Raw genomic sequence first — 20,771 nt, forward strand, 5'->3', positions numbered from 1 at the left:
CGAGTGCGCGGCGGTGCTTGACGGCCCCGGCCCAGCCCGGGAGTCTCATCCGCGATGACCGGCAGATTCCCCTCTCAGGGCTTCGACGCACAGGCCTCCGGGCCGAGCGCGGGGAGCCTCGGTGACGGGCCCGACCCGTCCGGGAAGGGACGGTCGGAGCGGTCACACAGAGCGACGAAATCGGAGATCCTCGCAGCTCGCGGCGTTGTCGACAGGGACGTCGACACCCCGCCTGTGGGTGACCTCCCGAGCGGCCTCGCGCGGGCCGTCGAGGACTTCGCCGAGCACCTGCGTCTCGAGCGCGGGCTCTCGGAGCACACCGTGCGCGGGTACACCGGGGACGTCACCGCGGCCCTGCGCCACCTCGCCGGGCGGCCGACCGCCCGGCGCAGCGCCGACGCGGACGGCCGGGAGGTCACGCTCGCCGATCTCGACCTGGCGGCCCTGCGGTCGTGGCTCGCCGCGGGCGCCGTCCAGACCGGGACGGCCGGGACCCCCGCGCGCGGCGGCTCGGCGGGCCGCCGCCCCGCGCAGCGGACCACCGTCGCCCGCCGCGCCGCCGCGGCCCGCGCGTTCACCGCGTGGGCCTCGCGCACCGGACGCGCCGCCACCGACCCCGGCGCCCGCCTCGCCTCGCCCCGGGCCCACCGCAGGCTCCCGGCCGTGCTGCGCACCGACCAGGCCGCCGCCGCGCTCGACAACGCCGCGGCCGGGGCCGCCGAGCACGACCCGGTCGCGCTGCGGGACCACCTGCTGCTCGAGCTGCTCTACGCCACCGGCATCCGCGTCTCGGAGCTCTGCGGGCTGGACGTGGACGACGTCGACGACGGCAGGCGGACCCTGCGGGTGCTCGGCAAGGGGGCCAAGGAGCGCACCGTCGTCTACGGCGGGCCCGCCGCGGCCGCGCTGGACGCCTGGCGCGCCGACGGGCGCCCCCACCTCGCCGTCGCGGGCTCTCCGCCCGCGCTGCTGCTCGGCGCCCGCGGTGGGCGCCTCGACCCGCGGATCGCCCGCACCGTCGTCCACGACGCGGCGCAGTCGGTCCCGGGCGCACCGGACATCGCACCGCACGGGTTGCGCCACTCCGCGGCCACCCATCTGCTCGAAGGGGGAGCGGACCTGAGAAGCGTCCAGGAATTGCTGGGACACGCCTCACCGGCGACGACCCAGCTCTACACCCACGTGACCGCCGACCGCTTGAGGGCCGTTCATGACTCCGCCCATCCCCGCGCCTGAGCCGCCGCGCCCGGCGGGCCGTGCCACGGCCACGTCGGCGGCGGTCGTCAGCCCGCTGCCGGCGCTCCCGGGCGTCGACCCCGTGTTCACCGCCCCGCGGCCCGGCCGCGGCACCGCCGTGCGCGCCCGCCCCACGACGATCCGCCCGGTCACCGAGGCCGACGGCTCGGTCGCCGACGAGGAGGCGATCGTCGAGGCCGGCATCGCCGAGATGTGGGCCGACTACGCCGACGCGCCGCATGACAGGACCGTCCGCGACCGCCTGGTGCTGCACTACGCGCCGCTGGTCAAGTACGTCGCCGGCCGCGTCGGCACCGGACTCCCGTCGCACGTCGACGTCGCCGACCTCGTCCAGTGCGGGATCTTCGGCCTCGTCGACGCCATCGAGCGCTTCGAGCCGGACCGCGGCCGCAAGTTCGAGGTCTACGCGATGCAGCGCATCCGCGGCGCCATCCTCGACGAGCTGCGCTCCCAGGACTGGGTGCCGCGCTCGGTGCGCTCCCGCGCCCGGGAGATCGAGCGCGCCATCGAGCGCCTCGAGACCCGCGAGCAGCGTTCCTGCAGCGACGGCGAGCTCGCCGGCGAGCTCGGCATGGAGACCGCGGACCTGCGATCGACCTACGGGCAGATCGCCATGACCAGCGTCGCCGCGCTCGACGAGCTGGTGTCCGCGGGTCGCTCGCAGGCCGCGGGCCCGGGAACCGGGGCCGCACCGTCGCTCGCGGACTCGCTGCCCGACGCGTCCGCCGAGGACCCGGTCACGGCGATGGAGTCGCGCGAGACCCGTCGTCAGCTGGCCGAGGCGGTCCAGGGACTGGCGGAACGCGACCGGACCATCGTCGGTCTGTACTACTTCGAGAACCTGACGCTCGCCGAGATCGGCAAGGTCCTCGGGGTCACCGAGTCGCGGGTCTGCCAGCTCCACACGCGGGCCGTGCTGCGGCTGCGGGCGCGGTTGGCCGAGGCGCACGAGGACTGATCGGTGGCGTTCGCGGCCGGCCGGGTGGTCCCCATCCTGCGGATCTTCGACCGGACGCGGGCGCACGAGTTCTACGTCGGCTACCTCGGGTGCACCGTCGACTGGACGCACCGCACCGGCGAGGACGGGCCGACCTACACCCAGGTCTCGCGGGGTGAGCTCGTGCTGCACCTGTCCGAGCACCACGGCGACGGATCGCCCGGTGTCGGCGTGTGGGTCGCCGCCACCGGGGTGCGCGAGCTGCACGCCGAGCTGGCCGCGAAGGACTACCCGTTCCTGAATCCGGGACTGTGCTCGAGCCCGGGTTCCGACGACGGGGTGTCGCTGGTTCTCCTGGACCCGTTCGGCAACCGGATCGTCCTGGACAAACGCGCCTGAGCCCTACCCCCGGACCGGCCAGAGGCGCGTCCGGCCGAGCCCGACCAGCAGCAGCGGGTCGAGGTACTGCTCCCGCCGGGCGCCCGCCTCGGCGCGCCACCGCAGGCCCCAGTGCAGGCAGGCCGCCGCGGGGCAGCCGGCGTGCCCGGCGTCGAGGGTCCCGACGACGGTGCCGCGCGCGACCGGGCTCCCGATGACGACGGCCGCCGTCACGGGTTCGTAGGTGGTCCGCAGCCCGCCCGGGTGAACGACCGAGACGACGCCCCGCCCGGCCAGCATCCCGGCCTGGGCGACGACGCCGGGGCCCGCCGCGAGGACCGGGGTGCCGCGCGCGGCGACCAGGTCCACGCCGCGGTGCCCGCGGCCGTAGGGGTTCGGCGGCGGGAGGAAGCGCTTCGCGGCGCTGCCCGGGGCACCGTCGGTCGGCGGACCGCCGCCGTCGAGCCCGCCGAGCGGCCAGCCGAAGGACCCGACCGCGATGCTCGGCACCGGCGGGTCGGGCATCGGGTCGGGCGGCGACGCGACGGCGGTCGTCGGCGGTGCGAACAGCAGCGCGCCCAGCAGGACGACGAGGGCGAGGCGGGGTCGGGAGCGGGGTCTCACGGGGATGGGACGCGCGCGGCGGCCGCACGGCTCCGTCGAATTGGCGGTGGCTTGATCAGGGGCACGTGGGGCAGCGCCGGGGCGGGCTGGGGCTGCGTGGAGTGCCCCTCGACGGCCGCAGCGGCCTGCGGATTCGTGAGGTCCGTGCCGGTCGGAGGCCGTCGGGGCGCCCGCGTACACTGACCGTCAGCGGCCCACCTGGTGTGGGTCGACTTCGCGTGCCCCGACCAGCCCGCACAGCAGCCCCGCTGCCTCGTGCGCGCCACCTCTCGCGGTCGAGCGGTCCGGAGTCCTGACAGGGGCCCGGGATCGGTCGCGAACGGGACACCAGGGCGCCGGTCCGACCGGTCCGGCGCGACAACCGCACGCAGGTCCGTCCGCGGGCCGGCCGAGAGACAGAGGTAGTACGACCACCATGGCCGTCGTCACCATGCGACAGCTGCTGGATTCCGGTGTCCACTTCGGACACCAGACCCGGCGCTGGAACCCCAAGATGCGTCGCTTCATCTTCACCGAGCGCAACGGCATCTACATCATCGACCTGCAGCAGACGCTGTCCTACGTGGACCGCGCCTACGACTTCGTGAAGCAGACGGTCGCCCACGGCGGCACGATCCTCTTCGTCGGCACGAAGAAGCAGGCCCAGGAAGCGATCGACGAGCAGGCCACTCGCGTGGGGATGCCCTTCGTGAACCAGCGCTGGCTGGGCGGCATGCTGACGAACTTCCAGACCGTGCACAAGCGGCTGACCCGCCTCAAGGAGCTCGAGGCGATGGAGCAGACCGGGGGCTTCGAGGGTCGCACCAAGAAGGAGATCCTCATGCTCACCCGTGAGCACGAGAAGCTCGAGAAGACCCTCGGCGGTATCCGCGACATGGCCCGCGTCCCGAGCGCGGTCTGGATCGTGGACACCAAGAAGGAGCACATCGCCGTCGGCGAGGCCCGCAAGCTGAACATCCCGGTCGTCGCGATCCTCGACACGAACTGCGACCCGGACGAGGTCGACTACCCGATCCCGGGCAACGACGACGCGATCCGCTCGGCGGCGCTGCTGACCAAGGTCGTCGCCGAGGCCTGCGCCGACGGTCTGCAGACCCGCGGCCAGCGCCACAGCGGCAACGAGGAGGACCCGGCCGCCGACGCGCAGGCCGAGGCCGACTTCGCGCCGGTCGGCGGGGACGGCGCCTCGGCGCCCGAGACGCTGCCGTCGAACTCGGTCGCCGACGCGGGCGGCGACGCCCCGGTGGCGAGCCCGGCCGCCGAGGCCGAGGCCGCCGCGACCAGCGACGAGGTCCAGCCGACGGGCGAGGAGGCCCGCCCGGAGCGGACCCGCGGCACCGTCGACTCCGCGTCCGAGGGTGACGACAACGCCGTCGCCGCGGCCCCCGACGCGGGCTCGGCGAACGGCGCGGCGCCCCAGAGCTGACACCTGAGGCCGGGCCCGGCGGCCGCCTGCGATCGCGGGCGGCCGCCGGACCGGCACCCACCGACACCGAGGAACGGGAAGACACCGCGATGGCGAACTACACCGCCGCCGACGTGAAGAAGCTCCGCGAGGCCACCGGCTCCGGGATGATGGACTGCAAGAAGGCGCTCGAGGAGAACGAGGGCGACTTCGACAAGGCCATCGAGGCGCTGCGCATCAAGGGCGCCAAGGACGTCGGCAAGCGCGCCGGCCGCGCCACGGCCAACGGCGTCGTGGCCGCCCGCGACGGCTCGATGATCGAGCTGAACTCCGAGACCGACTTCGTCGCGAAGAACCCGGACTTCGTGGCGCTCGCCGAGGACATCCTCGGTGCCGCGATCTCCGCGAAGACCAGCGACCTCGAGGCGCTCAAGGGCGAGAAGCTCGGGGACCAGACCGTCGAGGACGCCGTGCAGGCCCTCTCGGCGCGCATCGGCGAGAAGCTCGAGCTGCGCCGCGTCGTGACCCTCGACGGCCCGACGACGACCTACCTGCACCGTCGCTCCTCGGATCTGCCGCCGGCGATCGGCGTCGTCGTGGCCTACACCGGGTCCGACGAGGAGGCCGCCCGCGGCGCCGCGATGCAGGTCGCGGCCGCGCGCCCGCTCTACACCACGCGCGAGGAGGTGCCGGCGGACGTGCTCGAGGGCGAGCGCCGCGTCGCCGAGGCCACCGCGCGCGAGGAGGGCAAGCCGGAGAAGATCATCGAGAAGATCGTCGATGGTCGGATCAACGGCTACTACAAGGACACCGTGCTGCTCGAGCAGGACTCGGTGGCCGTCGACAAGAAGTCGGTCGGCGCCGTGCTGAAGGACGCGGGCGTGGAGCTCCGCACCTTCGCCCGGTTCGAGGTCGGCCAGGCCTGAGCGGTTCCGCCGTCCCGGCCCGCGGTCAGCCGACCGCGGGCCCGGGACGGCGGTCACCTGCAGCACCCAGCGGACGAGGGGAGCCGTCGCCAGTGACCGGTACCGAGATCGTCGACGCGTCGGCGCAGCGCACCGAGGACTGGACGCCGGAGCCGCGCCGCCGGGTACTGCTCAAGCTGGGCGGCGAGATGTTCGGCGGGGGCGGGGTCGGGGTCGACCCCACCGTCGTGCGGACCGTCGCCCGCCAGATCGCCGAGGTCGTGAGCTCCGGGGTACAGGTCGCCGTCGTCATCGGCGGCGGCAACTTCTTCCGCGGCGAGGAGCTCTCCCAGGCCGGGATGCAGCGCCAGCGCAGCGACTACATGGGCATGCTGGGCACGGTCATGAACTGCCTGGCCCTGCAGGACTTCCTCGAGCGCGAGCACCACATCGACACGCGCGTGCAGACCGCCATCACGATGGGCCAGGTCGCCGAGTCCTACATCCCGCGCCGGGCCATGCGGCACCTCGAGAAGGGCCGCGTGGTGATCTTCGGGGCCGGCGTCGGCATGCCGTACTTCTCCACCGATACCACCGCCGCACAGCGCGCCCTCGAGATCGAGTGCGAGGTCGTGCTGCTGGCCAAGGGCGTCGACGGCGTGTTCACGGCCGACCCGAAGATCGACCCGACCGCCACGATGTACAGCGAGATCACCCACCGCGAGGTCCTGGAGAAGGGCCTCAAGGTCGCGGACGCCACCGCCTTCAGCCTCTGCATGGACAACCAGATGCCGATCATGGTGTTCAACCTGCTGGTCGAGGGGAACATCGCCCGTGCCGTCAGAGGTGAGAGGATCGGCACGCTGGTCCACACCCCCACCTCCTGATCTTCGCCCGCCGAGAGGAGACCGCAGTGATCGACGAGACCCTCCTCGACGCCGAGGAGAAGATGGAGAAGGCCGTCAGCGTCGCGCGCGAGGACCTCACCGGGGTGCGCACCGGGCGGGCCAGCCCGGCGATGTTCAACCGCATCAACGTCGAGTACTACGGCGCGTACACCCCGCTGCCGCAGCTCGCGTCGGTGTCGGTGCCCGAGGCCCGCATGGCGATCGTCAAGCCGTACGACGTGAGCTCGCTGGGCGTCATGGAGCGCGCCATCCGCGACTCCGACCTCGGCGTCAACCCGTCCAACGACGGCACGATCATCCGCATCGTGTTCCCGGAGCTCTCCGAGGAGCGCCGCAAGGACATGGTCAAGGTCGCCCGCAGCAAGGGCGAGGACGCGCGCGTGTCCATCCGCAGCGTGCGCCGGTCCGCGATGACCGAGCTGCAGCGCATCGCCAAGGACGGCGAGGCGGGCGAGGACGAGGTGTCCCGGGCCGAGAAGGAGCTCGAGGGCACCACGCACACGTACGTCTCGAAGATCGACGACATGGTCAAGGCCAAGGAGAACGAGCTGCTCGAGGTCTGAGCGGCTCGACCCGGAGTCTCGGCACCGGGTCCTCGATCGGGGAGGTCCGCGGTGGCGGAGGACGTGGCGGGGCCTGCCCCGTCGGACGCGGCCCCGCCCTCGGGCGGGTCCGGCGGCTCGGGCTCGCGCGCCGGTCGCAACCTCCCGCTCGCCATCGGTGTCGCGCTGCTCATGGGCGCGGTGATCATCGTCGCCCTGCTCACGGTCCGGCAGGCGTGGATCGCGATCGTCGCCGTCTCGGCCGTGATCGGGACCTGGGAGGTCTTCGGCGCGCTGAACCGCGCGGCGGGGATCCGGCTCTCGCGGGTCCCGGTGCTCATCGGCGGCCAGGCGATGATCTGGCTGTCCTGGCCGTTCGGCACCGAAGGCATCCTCGCGTCGCTGCTGGTCACGGTGCTCGGCTGCTTCGTGTGGCGGATGCGTCTCGGCGCGGCCGGCTTCGTCCGCGACGTCGGCGCGTCGATGCTCGTGCTCGTCTGGATCCCGCTGTGCATGGCGTTCGGCGCGATGCTCGTCGTGCCGCCCGACGGCACCGGCCGGGTCCTGACCTTCCTGATCATCGTGGTGTGCTCCGACACCGGCGGTTACGCGGCGGGGGTGCTGTTCGGCAAGCACCCGATGGCACCCAAGGTCAGCCCCAAGAAGTCCTGGGAGGGACTCGCGGGGTCGATGGTGCTCGGTGCTGCCGGGGCATCGCTGTCGATCATGTGGCTGCTCGGCTCGACGTGGTGGTACGGCCTGATCCTCGGCCCGGTGCTGGTGTGCACCGCCGTGATCGGCGACCTCGTCGAGTCGCTGATCAAGCGCGACCTGGGCATCAAGGACATGGGCCAGACCATCCCCGGGCACGGCGGGCTCATGGAGCGGCTCGACTCGCTGGTCACCTCCGCCCCGGTCGCCTGGTTGCTGCTGTTCCTGCTCATCCCGCCGATGACCTGACCCGGTGACGTTCCCCGGGGTGGCCGAGAGCCCCAACATCTGGCGCTGGCCCGACGTCTACGAGGCCGAGAACGAGGCGCAGGACGCCACCGGCGCGCTGTGGGAGGCGCTGGCCGACGCGGTCGACCTGCACGACGTGGACGTCGTCGACGTCGGCTGCGGCGACGGCTACCACCTGCCGCGGTTCGCGACGACGGCGCGCAGCGTCACCGGGGTCGAGCCGCACCCGCCGTTGGTGACCCGGGCCCGCAGCCGCTGCCAGGGGCTCGACACCGTGACCGTGCTGGGCGGCAGCGCCGCGGCCCTGCCGTTGCCGGACGACTCCGCCGACGTGCTGCACGCGCGCACCGCCTACTTCTTCGGCCCGGGCTGCGAACCCGGTCTGGCCGAGGCCGACCGGGTGCTGCGCCCCGGCGGTGTGCTGGTGGTCGTCGACCTCGACGCGAGCCGCCACTCCTACGGCTCGTGGATGCGCGCGTCCGCGCCGAAGTACGACCCGCGGGCGGCGGAGCGCTTCTTCGCCGAACGGGGGTTCTCGACGCGGCGCGTCGACACCCTCTGGCGCTTCCCCGACCGCGCCACGCTCTCCGCGGTGCTGCACATCGAGTTCACCCCCTCGGTGGCGGATCGGGCGGTGGACGGTACGCCGGGGCTGGCGCTGCCGGTGGCGTACCGGATCCACGTGCGACGGCGTCCGGACGGCCTGCTGCCCGCCCGCTGAGGCAGCGAGGACCTGCCCGTCACCCCGTTGCCGACACGCCGCTACCGTGGTGGGCGTGTCGTACCCGCATCCCGGACCCCGCCCCGGTGAGCCCCACCGCGGTGGCGGACAAGGCCCGGGCGGCTTCCAGCGCCCGCCGTCCGGCCCCGCGGGACCGCCGCGCGGTGCGCCCCGCCCACCCTCCCGCGGCCCGGCCCCGAGCGGTGGGCGCGGATCGCGCGGTCCGAGCTCCGCGATCCGGATCGACCCGGTGATCGTGGAGTGCCTCGCGGGCGTCGCGTGGCTGACGGTCGGGACCCTCGGGCTCGGCGCCGACGGAGCCGGGACGCTGCTGCTCGCGGGCGGCATCGCGCTGGTCGTCTTCATCTTCGTCGAGAACCGCCGGCGCGGCTCGCACGCGTTCGACCCCCACCGCTCGGCGGACCTGATGCGCTACGGCGCCATCGCGATCGTCGCGATCATCGCGGAGTCGGTGCTGCTCGGGCTGATCTCGGAGGCCGGGTTCGGGCCCGGGATCGCCGCCGTGATCACCGGCGTCGCCTTCCTCGCGCTGTCCCGCTCGACCGGGCAGCGCCCGACGCAGTGGCTCGGGATCGCGCTCATCGTGCTGGGCGTGCTCGGCGCGCTGATGTCGACCCAGGAGACCTCGAGCTTCGTCTCGCAGGGCATCCTCGGCCTGCTGTGCGGGCTTCTCCTGCTGGTCTCGGCGGCGGACCGCATCGGGCTCCTGGAGACGCTGCGGGACCGGGTCCGGTGACTGCCGACCCCGCACCCGAGGCCTCCGAGGACGCGACGCAGCTGCCGGTCCTCTCGCTGTCGGGCACCGGCACCCGACGGACCCGCCCGCCGCGCCACTTCGCCGACCTCGGCCCCGAGGAGCGCAAGAAGGCCGTCACCGACCTCGGCCTCCCGGGGTTCCGCGCCGACCAGATCGCGCGGCAGTACTTCGCCCGCTACGAGGCCGACCCGGCCGCGATGACCGACCTCCCGGCCGGCGCGCGCGACGCCATCGGCAGCCTCTTCCCGCAGCTGTTCGAGCCGACGTCCGTCGTGGACTGCGACGGCGGCGCCACCCGGAAGACGCTGTGGAAGGCGATCGACGGGGCCCTCGTCGAGAGCGTCCTCATGGGCTACTCGGACCGCGCCACGGTGTGCATCTCCAGCCAGGCCGGCTGCGGGATGGCCTGCCCGTTCTGCGCGACCGGCCAGAACGGGCTGCAGCGCAACATGTCGACGGCGGAGATCGTCGAGCAGGTCCGCGTGGCGGCCGTGGCGGCGCGCGACGGGGCACTCGGCGAGGGCATCCCGGCCCGGCTCTCCAACATCGTCTTCATGGGCATGGGGGAGCCGCTGGCCAACTACCGCCGAGTGGTCGACGCCGTGCACCGGATCTGCGACCCGGCGCCGTCGGGCTTCGGCATCTCGCAGCGCAGCGTCACCGTCTCGACGGTCGGTCTCGTCCCGGCGATCCACCGCCTCGCCGACGAGGGCCTGCAGGTCACCCTCGCGGTCAGCCTGCACACCCCCGACGACGAGCTGCGCGACACCCTCGTCCCGGTCAACACCCGCTGGCCGGTGCGCGAGGTCCTCGAGGCGGCGCGTCACTACGCCGACGTCACCGGGCGGCGGGTGTCCATCGAGTACGCCCTGATCCGCGACATCAACGACCAGCCGTGGCGGGCCGACCTGCTCGCCCAGCTCGCGTCGAAGCACCTCGGGCGGCTCGTGCACGTCAACCTCATCCCGCTCAACCCGACGCCGGGGTCGAAGTGGGACGCGAGCCCGGCGCCGGTGCAGGCGGAGTTCGTGCGCCGCGTGCGCGACGGCGGGGTGGCGTGCACCGTCCGCGACACCCGGGGCCGCGAGATCGCGGCCGCGTGCGGTCAGCTGGCCGCGACCGGGGGCTGAGCCGAGGGTGCCCACCCAGATCCGCTCGATGACGCCGCGCGTCACCGAGGGCTCCGCCGACGCCGGCACCGTCGCGTGGACGCGCGCGATGCTCGCGTCGTTCCTGGGACCGCGCCTGGAGTCCGAGCAGCTCGCCCGGATCGGGGCGGGCTTCGAGGGCATGCGGCTCCGCGGCGCGTACGACGATCCCGACCCGTCACCGGTGGCCACGCTGCGGTCCTGGGACGCCGAGCTCACCGTGCCCGGCGGGACGCTGACGGCCCACGCGGTCACCGGGATCGGCGTCCGCTCGACGCACCGCCGCCGCGGCCTCGCCCGCCGCCTGCTCGCCGAGGACCTCGCCGCCGCCGTGCGGACGGGGAGCCCGGCCGCCGTCCTGACCTCGACACAGGGCTCGCTCTACGAGCGGTTCGGGTTCGGCCTCGCGACCCGGACCCGCTCGATCACCCTCGACGCCACCAGTGCCCGGTTCCGCGACGCCGAGCCGCGCGGCACCGTCGAGATCGTCGACCGGCCCGACGCCGCCCTCGCCCTCGCGCGCCCGGTGCACGACCGCGCCCGCCGTCGTCACCCCGGTGCCCTGGCCCGGACGCCGCAGCAGTGGGACGCGGTGCTCTCCGGGGCGGGCCCGTGGAACGGGCTCGAGCCGGACCGCGCCCGTCAGGTCGTGATCTGGCGTGACGACGACGGCGAGCCGGCCGGTTACGTCGTGCACCGGGTCGAGGAGGGCTGGTACGCGACCGGCTCGGCGACCCTCGGCGTGGCCGACCTGCAGGCGGTGACCCCGACCGCCTACGCCGAGCTGTGGCGCCACCTGTGCGGGCAGGACCTCGTCGGCACCGTCCGTTGGGGCCAGGCCTCGGTGGACGAGCCGCTGGGGTGGCTGCTCTCCGACCACCGGGCGGTCACCGTCGAGGGCGACAAGGCGATGCTCTGGCTACGGGTGCTCGACGTGCCCGCGCTGCTCGCCGCCCGGCGCTACCCGATCGAGGACGCGATCGTGCTCGAGGTCGCCGACGACGCCGGGTTCACCCCCGGCCGGTGGCGACTCGACACGCACGACCGGCTCGCACCCGCCGTCGAACCCACCCGGGACACCCCCGACGTCGTGCTCCCGGTGACCTCGCTCGGCTCGCTGGTGCTCGGCGGCGTCGACCCGCGGGTGCTGGCGCGGACCGGTCGGCTCGAGGAGGCCTCGCCGGGGGCGGCCGGACGGCTGGCGCGGCTGCTGGCGGCGCCGTCGGTGCCCTGGAACGGGACACCGTTCTGAGAACCTAGACCTCCGGGGCCTCGGGCTCCTCGGCGTCGTCGCGGTCGGCCCACTCCAGCAGTGGGGCGAGGTCGAACACGGCCTCGTCGATCCCGGCGTGCAGGTCCCCGATCTCGGCGTAGCGCGCCGGCATCGTCGCGATGGTGAAGTCGCCCGGCTCGACGTCGGGTATCTCGTCCCAGCGCACCGGCGCCGACACGATCCCGAGCGGCGTCCCGCGCACCGAGTACGCACAGGCGATGGTGTGGTCGCGGGTGTTCTGGTTGTAGTCGACGAAGACGGTGCCGGGCTCGCGGTCCTTGCGCCACCACGCCGTCGTCACCAGCCGCGGCGCCCGGCGCTCCACCTCCCGCGCGAACGCCCACGCGGCGCGACGGACCTCGCCGAACGAGTACTCGGGGCGGATGCGCACGTAGACGTGCAGCCCCTTGCCGCCGGAGGTCTTGGGGAAGCCGACGGCGCCGAGCTCGTCGAGCACCTCGTGCACGACCGTCGAGACCTCGCGGACCGTCGCGAACCCGACCCCGGGCATCGGGTCGAGGTCGATGCGCCACTCGTCGGGGGACTCGACGTCGGCGGCGCGGGAGTTCCAGGGGTGGAACTCCACCGTCGACATCTGCACCGCCCAGACGACGTCCGCCACGGAGGAGACGCAGAGCTCGTCGGCGGTGCGGTTGTAGCGGGGGAAGCGCACCCGCACCGTCGGGACCCAGTCCGGCGCGCCCTTCGGCAGCCGCTTCTGGTGGACCTTCTCGCCGTCCACGCCGGTCGGGAAGCGGTGCATCATGCAGGGTCGGTCCCGCAGCGCGTTGACGATGCCGGGCCCGACCGACTCGTAGTAGTGCGCGAGATCGAGTTTCGTCTCGCCGCGAGCCGAGAAATACACCCTGTCCGGGTTGGTCAGGCGCACGATGCGCCCGTCGACCTCGAGTTCGGCTGCGTCCGCCACGAGCGCACGCTATCGGAGGTTCGGGATATGACCCGTCGCATCGTCGTCGTCGGTGGTGACGCCACCGGGATGAGCGCGGCGAACACCGCGTTGCGGCACGGCGGCTCCGCCTCCTATGAGGTGGTCGTGCTGGAGTGCGGGCACTACACGTCGTACTCCGCCTGTGGCATCCCGTACTGGATCGCCGGCGACGTCACCGAGCGCGACGACCTCATCGCCCGGGCCCCCGAGCAGCACCGCGAGGCCGGCATCGACCTGCGGATGCGTACCGAGGTGACCGCGGTCGACCTCGACAAGCAGGTGGTGTCGTTCCGCGCCGTCGACGGCGACGGCCAGGACGGCGAGCTCGAGTACGACGACCTCGTGCTCGCCACCGGCGCGCGCCCGATCCGGCCGCCGCTGGACGGGATCGACGCCGAGGGCATCTTCGGGGTGCAGTCGCTCGAGGACGGCGAGGCGATCCTCGACGACCTGACCGGACGCGACCTGCGCCGGGCCGTCGTCGTGGGCGCGGGGTACATCGGCGTCGAGATGGCCGAGGCGATGCTGCGGCGAGGCCTCGAGGTGACCGTCGTCGACCAGGCCCCGGAGCCGTTCACCCAGGTCGACCCGGACATGGGCGCGCTGGTGCGCGAGGCCATGGAGGGCATGGGCATGACCGTGCTCACCGGCACGCCGGTCGAGGGCTTCGACGTCGGCGACGACGGGCGGGTGCGGGCGGTCCGGACGGGGGACGCGACGCTGCCGGCCGACGTCGTCGTGCTGGGCCTGGGGGTGCGGCCGAACGTCTCGCTCGCCTCCGAGGCGGGCCTGACGATCGGGGAGTCCGGCGGGATCGCCACCGACGTGCGGATGCGCTGTGTGGGCCACGGGAACGTGTGGGCGGGCGGGGACTGCGTGCAGACCCACCATCGGCTCTCCGGTCGCGGGGTCGCGATCGCGCTGGGCACGCACGCGAACAAGCACGGGCGGATCATCGGCACGAACCTGGCCGGCGGGTACGGCGCCTTCCCCGGCGTCATCGGCACCGCGATCTCCAAGGTGTGCTCACTGGAGATCGGCCGCACGGGGCTGGGGGAGGCCGAGGCGACGGCGGCCGGGTTCGCGTACGTGACGGCGACGATCGAGTCGTCGAACGTCGCCGGCTACCTGCCCGGCGCGGAGATGATGACGGTGAAGGTGCTCGCCGAGCAGCGTTCCGGGCGGCTGCTGGGGGCGCAGATCGTCGGCCGGGCGAACGCGGCCAAGCGGATCGACGTGTTCGCGACGGCGATCTGGAACGGCATGGGCGCCGAGGAGATGACCTTCATGGATCTCTCGTACGCCCCGCCGTTCTCGCCGGTGTGGGACGCGGTGCTCGTCGCGGCGCGCAAGGCGACGAAGGCGGTCGAGGCGGACAGCCCGGCGTCACCGGCATAGGTGCGCTGCGCGCCTGTGAGCACTAAGTGACGCCATAGCGTCAATTAGTGCTCACAGGCGCGCAGCGCACCTATCGGCGCCAGGACGTCCGGTTGCGGATGATCGCGCCGAGCGACAACGCGAAGAAGGCGACGGCGAGGACGACGAGCCAGATGTCCTCCTCCTTGCCGACGTGGTTGCCGTGGATCATGATCAGGCAGATCGCGGCGACCACGAAGCCGGCGAAGTGGGCCACCTTCGGGTAGTGCCCGTGCCATCCCCACTCGACCGAGGGCTCGTCGTCGGACGAGACGCCGTTGACGACGACGGCCCGGTGCTCGTGACCGTGATGCTCCACGTCACCGTGGTCGGTACGGGCCGGGCTCGTGCTGCTCGCCACCGGATCCTCCTCGCGGGTCGTTCCGGGGCCTGCCCGGGATGTCGGGGGTCAACCTATCCGGCCGCGGCGCTCGGGGCGATCCGTGGGTGGGCGGGAAATGACGCGGTGTGTCGTTCCCGTCGTGACCGCCGACGGGACAGGATGGCGGGGATGGCCACCGCACACCCCACCGCTCCGCCCTCCCAGCCCATCCCCGTCCGCCGCCCGGTGGTCCTGCTCGGCTCGACCGGGTCGATCGGCACGCAGGCGCTGGACGTCGTGCGGGCCCATCCGGACCGGTTCGTGGTCACCGGGCTCGCGGCGGGCGGCGGGCGCCCGCAGCTGCTGGCCGCGCAGGCCGCCGAGTTCGGGGTGGCGACGGTGGCGGTGTCGGCGCCGTCGGCCGCGGGTGCGGTCGAGGCGGCGCTGCGCGCGGCGGGCTCGCGCGCCACCGTGACCGCGGGCCCGGAGGCGATGACCGACCTCGCCGGGTCCGGCGGGCGCGGCACCGTCGTCCTCAACGCCGTCGACGGGTCACGGGGCCTGTCGCCCACCCTCGCGGCGCTGCACACCGGCGCGACGCTCGCGCTCGCGAACAAGGAGTCGCTGGTGGCGGGCGGTCCGCTCGTCACCCGGGCGGCCACCCCAGGCCAGATCGTCCCGGTGGACTCGGAGCACTCCGCGATCGCACAGTGCTTGCGCTCGGGGGCCGCGCGCGAGGTGGGCCGCATCGTGCTCACCGCGTCCGGCGGGCCGTTCCGGGGCCGCAGCCGCGCGCAGCTCGCCCAGGTCTCCCTCGACGACGCCCTCGCGCACCCGACCTGGGCGATGGGACCCGTCGTCACGCTGAACTCGTCCACGCTGGTGAACAAGGGTCTCGAGCTCATCGAGGCGCACCTGCTGTTCGGGGTGCCGTACGAGCGCATCGACGTGGTGGTCCACCCGCAGTCGATGGTCCACTCGATGGTCACCTTCACCGACGGCGCCACGATCGCGCAGGCCAGCCCGCCGGACATGCACCTGCCGATCGCGCTCGCCCTCGGCTGGCCGGAGCGCCTGGCCGGGGCCTCGCCGCGGGAGACGTTCGCGTCGCCGTCGGCCTGGACGTTCGAGCCCCTCGACGCGACCGCGTTCCCGGCCGTCGACCTCGCCCGCGCGGCCGGGTCGGCGGGCGGCTGCCTGCCCGCCGTGTTCAACGCCGCGAACGAGGAGGCCGTCCGCGCGTACCTCGCCGGGCAGGGGCACTGGCTGGGCATCGTCGACACCGTGGCGGAGGTGCTCAACGCGGCCGGCGGGTGGTCGCGCGACCCGGCGTCGGTGGCCGACGTGCTGGCCGCCGAGGAGTGGGCGCGGGCCCGGGCCGGGGAGCTGCTGGGGGCGGCGCGCCGCTGATTCCCCCCGGGGCGCAACGTGATCTCCACAAGGTCCCGGATACCGTGACGCCTCGTGATGCTCGTCGTCGGGATCGTGCTCTTCGCGCTCGGCCTGCTCTTCTCGATCGCCTGGCACGAGCTCGGCCATTTCACGGCCGCTCGCCGGTTCGGGGTGCGGGTGCCGGAGTTCATGGTCGGGTTCGGCCCGACGCTGTTCTCCCGCCAGCGCGGCGAGACCTCGTTCGGGATCAAGGCCATCCCGCTGGGCGGCTACATCCGCATGATCGGGATGGTGCCGCCGGCGCCGGGTGAGCGGATCGGTCGCAGCCGCCGGTCCGGGCCCTTCCAGGGGCTCATCGACGACGTCCGGGCCGACTCGGCGCGCGACATCATGCCCGGCGACGAGGACCGGCAGTTCTGGACCCGCAAGCCGTGGCAGCGGATCATCGTCATGTTCGCCGGGCCGTTCATGAACCTGATCCTCGCCGCGGTGCTGTTCGTCATCGTGCTCATGGGCTTCGGGATCCCGACCTCGCAGCCGGTGGTGAGCACGGTCAGCGCCTGCGTCGTCCCCGCCTCGCAGGCCACCCCGGACAACCGCTGCCCCGCCGGCGCGCCGCTGACCCCCGCGGCCCAGGCCGGGTTCCGCGCCGGTGACCGCATCGTGAGCTTCGAGGGGCGCACGTTCGACTCCTGGCAGGACCTGCAGGTGGCGATCCGCGACGCCTCCGGCACGGTCCCCGTCGTCGTCCAGCGTCCGCAGCCGAACGGCACCGTGCAGACCCTCACGCTCTACCCGAAGCTCATCGAGACCCAGCTGCTCGACCTGGACTCGGCGCAGTCCGGGCAGCCGCGGTACGTGACCGGGTCGTTCCTCGGGCTCACCCCGATCCAGCCGGTGATGCGTCAGACACCGGCCCAGGTCCTGGACTACACGGGCCAGATGTTCTCCAACGTGGTCACCAGCGTGGCCGCGCTGCCGCACAAGGTCCCGGCGCTGTTCGGCGCGGTCTTCCTCGGTGAGCAGCGCGACGCGACCGGACCCGTCAGCGTCGTCGGGGTCTCGGTGATCGGCGGCGAGGTGCTCGCGTCCGACCAGCCGGTCGCCGAGGAGCTCGCGACGATGCTGCAGCTGCTGGCCGCGGTGAACGTCTCGTTGTTCCTGCTCAACCTGCTGCCGATCCTGCCGCTCGACGGCGGGCACATCCTGCCCGCGCTCTGGGAGGCGGCGAAGAAACGGCTGGCGCGGCTGCGCGGGCGTCCGGACCCCGGTCCGGTCGACATGGCCCGGCTGATGCCGATCGCCTACGGGTTCGCGATCCTGATCATGCTCTACGGCGGGCTCGTGATCGTGGCCGACATCGTCAACCCCATCAAGCTGAACCTCTGACGACTTCCCCGTGAGGTCCGCCCGCCGATGCCGCGTCTCACGTGGCACGGCGGCGGCGGGACCGGGTCGGCTGTAGCAGACTGGGTGGCATGACGATCGATCTGGGCATGCCGGAGGCGCCCGCGGTGCTCGCGCCGCGACGCACGACCCGTCAGCTCGACGTCGGGGGAGTCGGCGTGGGCAGCGACCACCCGGTGTCGGTGCAGTCGATGACCACGACCCTCACGGCGGACGTCAACGCCACCCTGCAGCAGATCGCGGAGCTCACCGCCGCGGGCTGCGACATCGTGCGCGTCGCCTGCCCGAGCGCCGACGACGCCGAGGCGCTCCCGGCGATCGCGAAGAAGTCGGGCATCCCGGTCATCGCGGACATCCACTTCCAGCCGAAGTACGTGTTCGCCGCGATCGACGCCGGGTGCGCCGGCGTCCGCGTGAACCCGGGCAACATCAAGAAGTTCGACGACAAGGTCGGCGACATCGCGAAGGCGGCCAAGGACGCCGGGATCCCGATCCGCATCGGCGTCAACGCCGGGTCGCTCGAACCGGGGATCATGGCCAAGCACGGCAAGGCGACGCCCGAGGCGCTCGTCGAGTCGGCGCTGTGGGAGGCCTCGCTGTTCGCCGAGCACGACTACCACGACATCAAGATCTCGGTGAAGCACCACGACCCGGTGACGATGGTGCGCGCCTACGAGCTGCTGGCCGAGCAGTGCGACTACCCGCTGCACCTCGGCGTCACCGAGGCCGGGCCGACGTTCCAGGGGACGATCAAGTCGGCGACCGCGTTCGGGGCACTCCTGTCCCGCGGCATCGGCGACACCATCCGCGTCTCGCTCTCGGCGCCGCCGATCGAGGAGGTCCGGGTGGGCCTGTCGATCCTGGAGTCGCTGAACCTGCGCCCGCGCAAGCTCGAGATCGTGTCGTGCCCCTCCTGCGGGCGCGCGCAGGTCGACGTCTACAAGCTCGCCGACGAGGTCACCGCGGGCCTGGAGGGCATGGAGGTGCCGCTGCGCGTCGCCGTCATGGGCTGCGTCGTGAACGGTCCGGGCGAGGCGCGCGACGCCGACCTGGGCGTGGCGAGCGGCAACGGCAAGGGCCAGATCTTCGTCAAGGGCGAGGTCATCAAGACCGTCCCCGAGGCGCAGATCGTCGAGACGCTGATCGACGAGGCGATGCGCCTGGCCGAGGAGGCCGGTGAGGGCGAGCTCGCGGGCGGACAGGCGGGTGGCACGCCGAGCGTGACCGTCGGGTAGGTGCGCTTCGCGCACGTGAGCAGAAATTGACGTCAGGGCGTCACTTTGTGCTCACGAGCGCGGAGCGCACCTGGCGTGGTGGGATCGGCGTCGATGAGCACCTTCGACGACCTCGACGCCTTCGTCTCCGCCCGCCGCCAGGCCGGGCTCGCGCTCTCGCCGGACGGGGCGCGGCTGGTCACCACGGTCGCCGAGCTCTCCCCGGACGCGACGTCCTACGTCAGCGCCGTCTGGGAGGTCGACCCGACGGGCGAGGCGCCCGCGCGGCGGCTGACGCGATCGGCGGCGGGGGAGTCGTCCGCGGCGTTCACCCCCGACGGCGACCTGCTGTTCACCTCCCGCCGCCCCGACCCCGGCGCGAAGGAGCCCGACGGCGAGCCGGCAGCGCTGTGGGTGCTGCCGCTGCGGGGCGGTGAGGCGCGTCCGGTGCTGACCTGCGGCGACGGCGTCGCGTCGTTCGACGTCGCGCGGGACTCGGGCCGGGTCGTCGTCGTGACCTCGGTCCCCGTCGGTCCGACGCCGGAGAAGCCCGCCGACGTGCCCGACGGCGAGGAGACCCCGGCCGACGCCGCCGGGGCGTTGCGCGCCGCCCGCAAGAAGGCCGGCGTGACCGCCCTGCTGCACGAGCGGTTCCCCGTCCGCTTCTGGGACCACGACCTCGGGCCCGGCCGCCCCCAGCTGCGCGTCCACGACCCGCTCGACGGCGAGCGCCTCGACCCCGCCACGACGGTGATCGACCCGACGGAGGCCCGGCAGCGCCTGCGCGAGTACGCGGTGAGCCCGGACGGCGCAGCGGTCGCGGTCGCCGTCGACGTCCGGGACCCGTCCGACCCGGCCGCCGTCCGTGTCCGGGTCGAGCTGCGCCGCGGTGACGACGTCGAGGTGGTCGCGGACGAGCCCGCCATCGACGGTTCCGAGGGCGCCGACCACGAACGCCCGACGATCACCCCGGACGGCCGCTGGCTGCTCTGGATCCGCGAGCGCCACGCCCGTCCCGGTCGCGCGCCCGCGCACACCCTGCTCGCGCGCCCGCTCGACGGCGGCGGGACGGTCACCGTGCTCGACGAGGGCCGGCTGACGGTGCAGTCGGTGGTCGGGTCGGCCGAGCCCGACGTCGTGCTGGTCACCGCCGACGAGCAGGGGCACTGCCCGGTGTTCCGGCTGTCGATCACCGACGGCGGCCTCACGCGCCTGACCGGGTCGGGGGCCTACACCGACGTCGTCGCGAGCCCCGAGGGCGGCGCGGTCTACGCGATGCGGTCGGCGATCGACACCGCGCCCACCCCGGTGCGCCTCGACCCCCGCACCCCCGACCAGGACCCCGCGGTCCTGCGCGGGGCCACCGAGATAGACCCGATCCCGGGCACGCTGACCGAGGTCACCGCCACCGGCGAGGACGGCGCGCCGCTGCGGGCGTGGCTGGCGCTGCCGGAGGGCGCCGGTCCACACCCGCTCCTGCTCTGGATCCACGGCGGGCCGTTCGGCAGCTGGAACGCCTGGACGTGGCGCTGGAACCCGTGGACGGCCACCGCCCGCGGCTACGCGGTGCTGCTGCCCGACCCGCGGCTGTCCACCGGGTACGGCCAGGACTTCCTGGACGTCTCGACGGGGGCCTGGGGCGGCCTGCCGTACACCGACCTGATGGCGCTCACCGACGCGACGACCGCACGGCCGGACGTCGACGCGTCCCGGACGGCGGCGATGGGCGGGTCGTTCGGCGGCTACATGGCCAACTGGGTCGCCGGGCACACCGACCGGTTCCGCGCGATCGTCACGCACGCCTCGATCTGGCACCTCGACGGCTTCGTCGGCACCACCGACGGCTCGTATCACTGGGTGCGCCAGTGGGGCGACCCGATCGTGGACCGCGACCGCTACGACGAGCACTCCCCGCACCGGTGGGCGTCGGAGATCACCACGCCGATGCTCGTGATCCACGGTGACAAGGACTACCGCGTGCCGATCGGGGAGGGTCTGCGGCTCTGGTACGACCTGCAGCGTCACGGCCGCGTCGGGGACGTCTCGCAGTTCCTGTACTTCCCGGACGAGAACCACTGGGTGCTCCGGCCGGGCGACGCGAAGCTCTGGTACTCGACGGTGTTCGCGTTCCTCGCCCACCACGTGCTGGGGCAGGACTGGGTGCGCCCGGAACTGGTCTAGGTCCGGACACGAAAGACGCCCGCCGCGTCGTCGCGGCGGGCGTCGGGAGGTCTC

20 protein-coding genes are annotated in these 20,771 nt (G+C 73.5%); 17 read left to right on the forward strand and 3 right to left on the reverse strand.

The window, feature by feature from the left end:
• Positions 1-234 precede the first annotated feature (234 nt).
• Genes LQ327_RS27525 through LQ327_RS27535 form a run of 3 tightly spaced genes read left to right on the forward strand, consistent with a single transcriptional unit; the run spans position 235 to position 2,593 of the window.
• Positions 235-1,236, forward strand: coding sequence for a tyrosine-type recombinase/integrase (locus LQ327_RS27525; RefSeq protein ID WP_230739006.1), 1,002 nt, complete (start codon positions 235-237; stop codon positions 1,234-1,236).
• A complete protein-coding gene (locus tag LQ327_RS27530) occupies positions 1,211-2,215 on the forward strand; it encodes a FliA/WhiG family RNA polymerase sigma factor (RefSeq protein WP_230739007.1) in 1,005 nt (334 codons plus the stop codon). The genes LQ327_RS27525 and LQ327_RS27530 overlap by 26 nt, the downstream gene beginning before the upstream one ends.
• A gap of 3 nt (positions 2,216-2,218) precedes the next feature.
• On the forward strand, positions 2,219-2,593 hold the full coding sequence (locus LQ327_RS27535) for a glyoxalase superfamily protein (protein ID WP_230739008.1): 375 nt from the start codon (positions 2,219-2,221) through the stop codon (positions 2,591-2,593).
• Between the two features lie 3 nt (positions 2,594-2,596).
• Here the strand turns inward: LQ327_RS27535 and LQ327_RS27540 are convergent, their stop codons facing one another.
• Positions 2,597-3,196 (reverse strand): M23 family metallopeptidase, encoded by a 600-nt coding sequence (locus LQ327_RS27540; protein WP_230739009.1) that lies wholly within the window; start codon positions 3,194-3,196, stop codon positions 2,597-2,599.
• Positions 3,197-3,611: 415 nt separating this feature from the next.
• Here LQ327_RS27540 and rpsB point away from each other — a divergent pair, with 415 nt between their 5' ends.
• The 9 genes from rpsB (at position 3,612) to LQ327_RS27585 (ending at position 11,815) form a co-directional block, all read left to right on the forward strand.
• The gene (gene rpsB / locus LQ327_RS27545) at positions 3,612-4,622 is read left to right on the forward strand and encodes a 30S ribosomal protein S2 (protein ID WP_230739010.1); all 1,011 of its coding nucleotides are present in this window, start codon (positions 3,612-3,614) and stop codon (positions 4,620-4,622) included.
• Positions 4,623-4,711: 89 nt separating this feature from the next.
• A complete protein-coding gene (gene tsf, locus LQ327_RS27550; protein WP_230739011.1) occupies positions 4,712-5,527 on the forward strand; it encodes a translation elongation factor Ts in 816 nt (271 codons plus the stop codon).
• Between the two features lie 107 nt (positions 5,528-5,634).
• The gene (gene pyrH / locus LQ327_RS27555) at positions 5,635-6,393 is read left to right on the forward strand and encodes a UMP kinase (protein WP_308286393.1); all 759 of its coding nucleotides are present in this window, start codon (positions 5,635-5,637) and stop codon (positions 6,391-6,393) included.
• Positions 6,394-6,419: 26 nt separating this feature from the next.
• Positions 6,420-6,977 (forward strand): ribosome recycling factor, encoded by a 558-nt coding sequence (gene frr, locus LQ327_RS27560; protein ID WP_230739012.1) that lies wholly within the window; start codon positions 6,420-6,422, stop codon positions 6,975-6,977.
• Positions 6,978-7,028: 51 nt separating this feature from the next.
• Complete coding sequence (locus tag LQ327_RS27565; protein ID WP_230739013.1) at positions 7,029-7,916, forward strand: phosphatidate cytidylyltransferase; 888 nt, start codon at positions 7,029-7,031, stop codon at positions 7,914-7,916.
• A 19-nt stretch (positions 7,917-7,935) separates the two neighbouring features.
• A complete protein-coding gene (locus LQ327_RS27570; RefSeq protein WP_230739014.1) occupies positions 7,936-8,637 on the forward strand; it encodes a class I SAM-dependent methyltransferase in 702 nt (233 codons plus the stop codon).
• Positions 8,638-8,887: 250 nt separating this feature from the next.
• On the forward strand, positions 8,888-9,394 hold the full coding sequence (locus LQ327_RS27575) for a hypothetical protein (protein WP_230739015.1): 507 nt from the start codon (positions 8,888-8,890) through the stop codon (positions 9,392-9,394).
• 41 nt (positions 9,395-9,435) lie between these two features.
• Positions 9,436-10,545, forward strand: a complete 1,110-nt coding sequence (gene rlmN / locus LQ327_RS27580; protein ID WP_230739281.1) for a dual-specificity RNA methyltransferase RlmN — start codon at positions 9,436-9,438, stop codon at positions 10,543-10,545.
• 7 nt (positions 10,546-10,552) lie between these two features.
• Positions 10,553-11,815 carry a GNAT family N-acetyltransferase gene (locus tag LQ327_RS27585; RefSeq protein WP_230739016.1) on the forward strand — a complete coding sequence of 421 codons (1,263 nt, stop codon included), beginning with the start codon at positions 10,553-10,555 and terminating at the stop codon, positions 11,813-11,815.
• Between the two features lie 4 nt (positions 11,816-11,819).
• Here LQ327_RS27585 and ligD read toward each other — a convergent pair whose 3' ends face one another.
• A complete protein-coding gene (gene ligD / locus LQ327_RS27590; protein ID WP_230739017.1) occupies positions 11,820-12,764 on the reverse strand; it encodes a non-homologous end-joining DNA ligase in 945 nt (314 codons plus the stop codon).
• Between the two features lie 27 nt (positions 12,765-12,791).
• Here ligD and LQ327_RS27595 point away from each other — a divergent pair, with 27 nt between their 5' ends.
• Entirely contained in the window at positions 12,792-14,183 is a 1,392-nt protein-coding gene (locus LQ327_RS27595; protein ID WP_230739018.1) for an FAD-dependent oxidoreductase, read from the forward strand.
• A 70-nt stretch (positions 14,184-14,253) separates the two neighbouring features.
• On the opposite strand, the gene LQ327_RS27600 is transcribed toward LQ327_RS27595, so the two are convergent.
• Entirely contained in the window at positions 14,254-14,562 is a 309-nt protein-coding gene (locus tag LQ327_RS27600; protein WP_230739019.1) for a DUF2631 domain-containing protein, read from the reverse strand.
• 150 nt (positions 14,563-14,712) lie between these two features.
• On the opposite strand from LQ327_RS27600, the gene dxr reads away from it, so the two are divergent.
• The 4 genes from dxr to LQ327_RS27620 all read left to right on the forward strand — a co-directional run bounded on the left by dxr (position 14,713) and on the right by LQ327_RS27620 (position 20,717).
• Positions 14,713-15,933, forward strand: a complete 1,221-nt coding sequence (dxr, locus tag LQ327_RS27605) for a 1-deoxy-D-xylulose-5-phosphate reductoisomerase (protein WP_230739020.1) — start codon at positions 14,713-14,715, stop codon at positions 15,931-15,933.
• Positions 15,934-15,990: 57 nt separating this feature from the next.
• Positions 15,991-17,304: a M50 family metallopeptidase gene (locus tag LQ327_RS27610; RefSeq protein WP_230739282.1), complete on the forward strand. Its 1,314-nt coding sequence runs from the start codon at positions 15,991-15,993 to the stop codon at positions 17,302-17,304.
• An 89-nt stretch (positions 17,305-17,393) separates the two neighbouring features.
• Positions 17,394-18,557 carry a flavodoxin-dependent (E)-4-hydroxy-3-methylbut-2-enyl-diphosphate synthase gene (ispG, locus tag LQ327_RS27615; RefSeq protein ID WP_230739021.1) on the forward strand — a complete coding sequence of 388 codons (1,164 nt, stop codon included), beginning with the start codon at positions 17,394-17,396 and terminating at the stop codon, positions 18,555-18,557.
• A 93-nt stretch (positions 18,558-18,650) separates the two neighbouring features.
• Entirely contained in the window at positions 18,651-20,717 is a 2,067-nt protein-coding gene (locus tag LQ327_RS27620; protein ID WP_230739022.1) for a S9 family peptidase, read from the forward strand.
• Positions 20,718-20,771 lie beyond the last annotated feature (54 nt).

Source organism: Actinomycetospora endophytica, assembly GCF_021026375.1.
GTDB classification, from domain to species: domain Bacteria; phylum Actinomycetota; class Actinomycetes; order Mycobacteriales; family Pseudonocardiaceae; genus Actinomycetospora; species Actinomycetospora endophytica.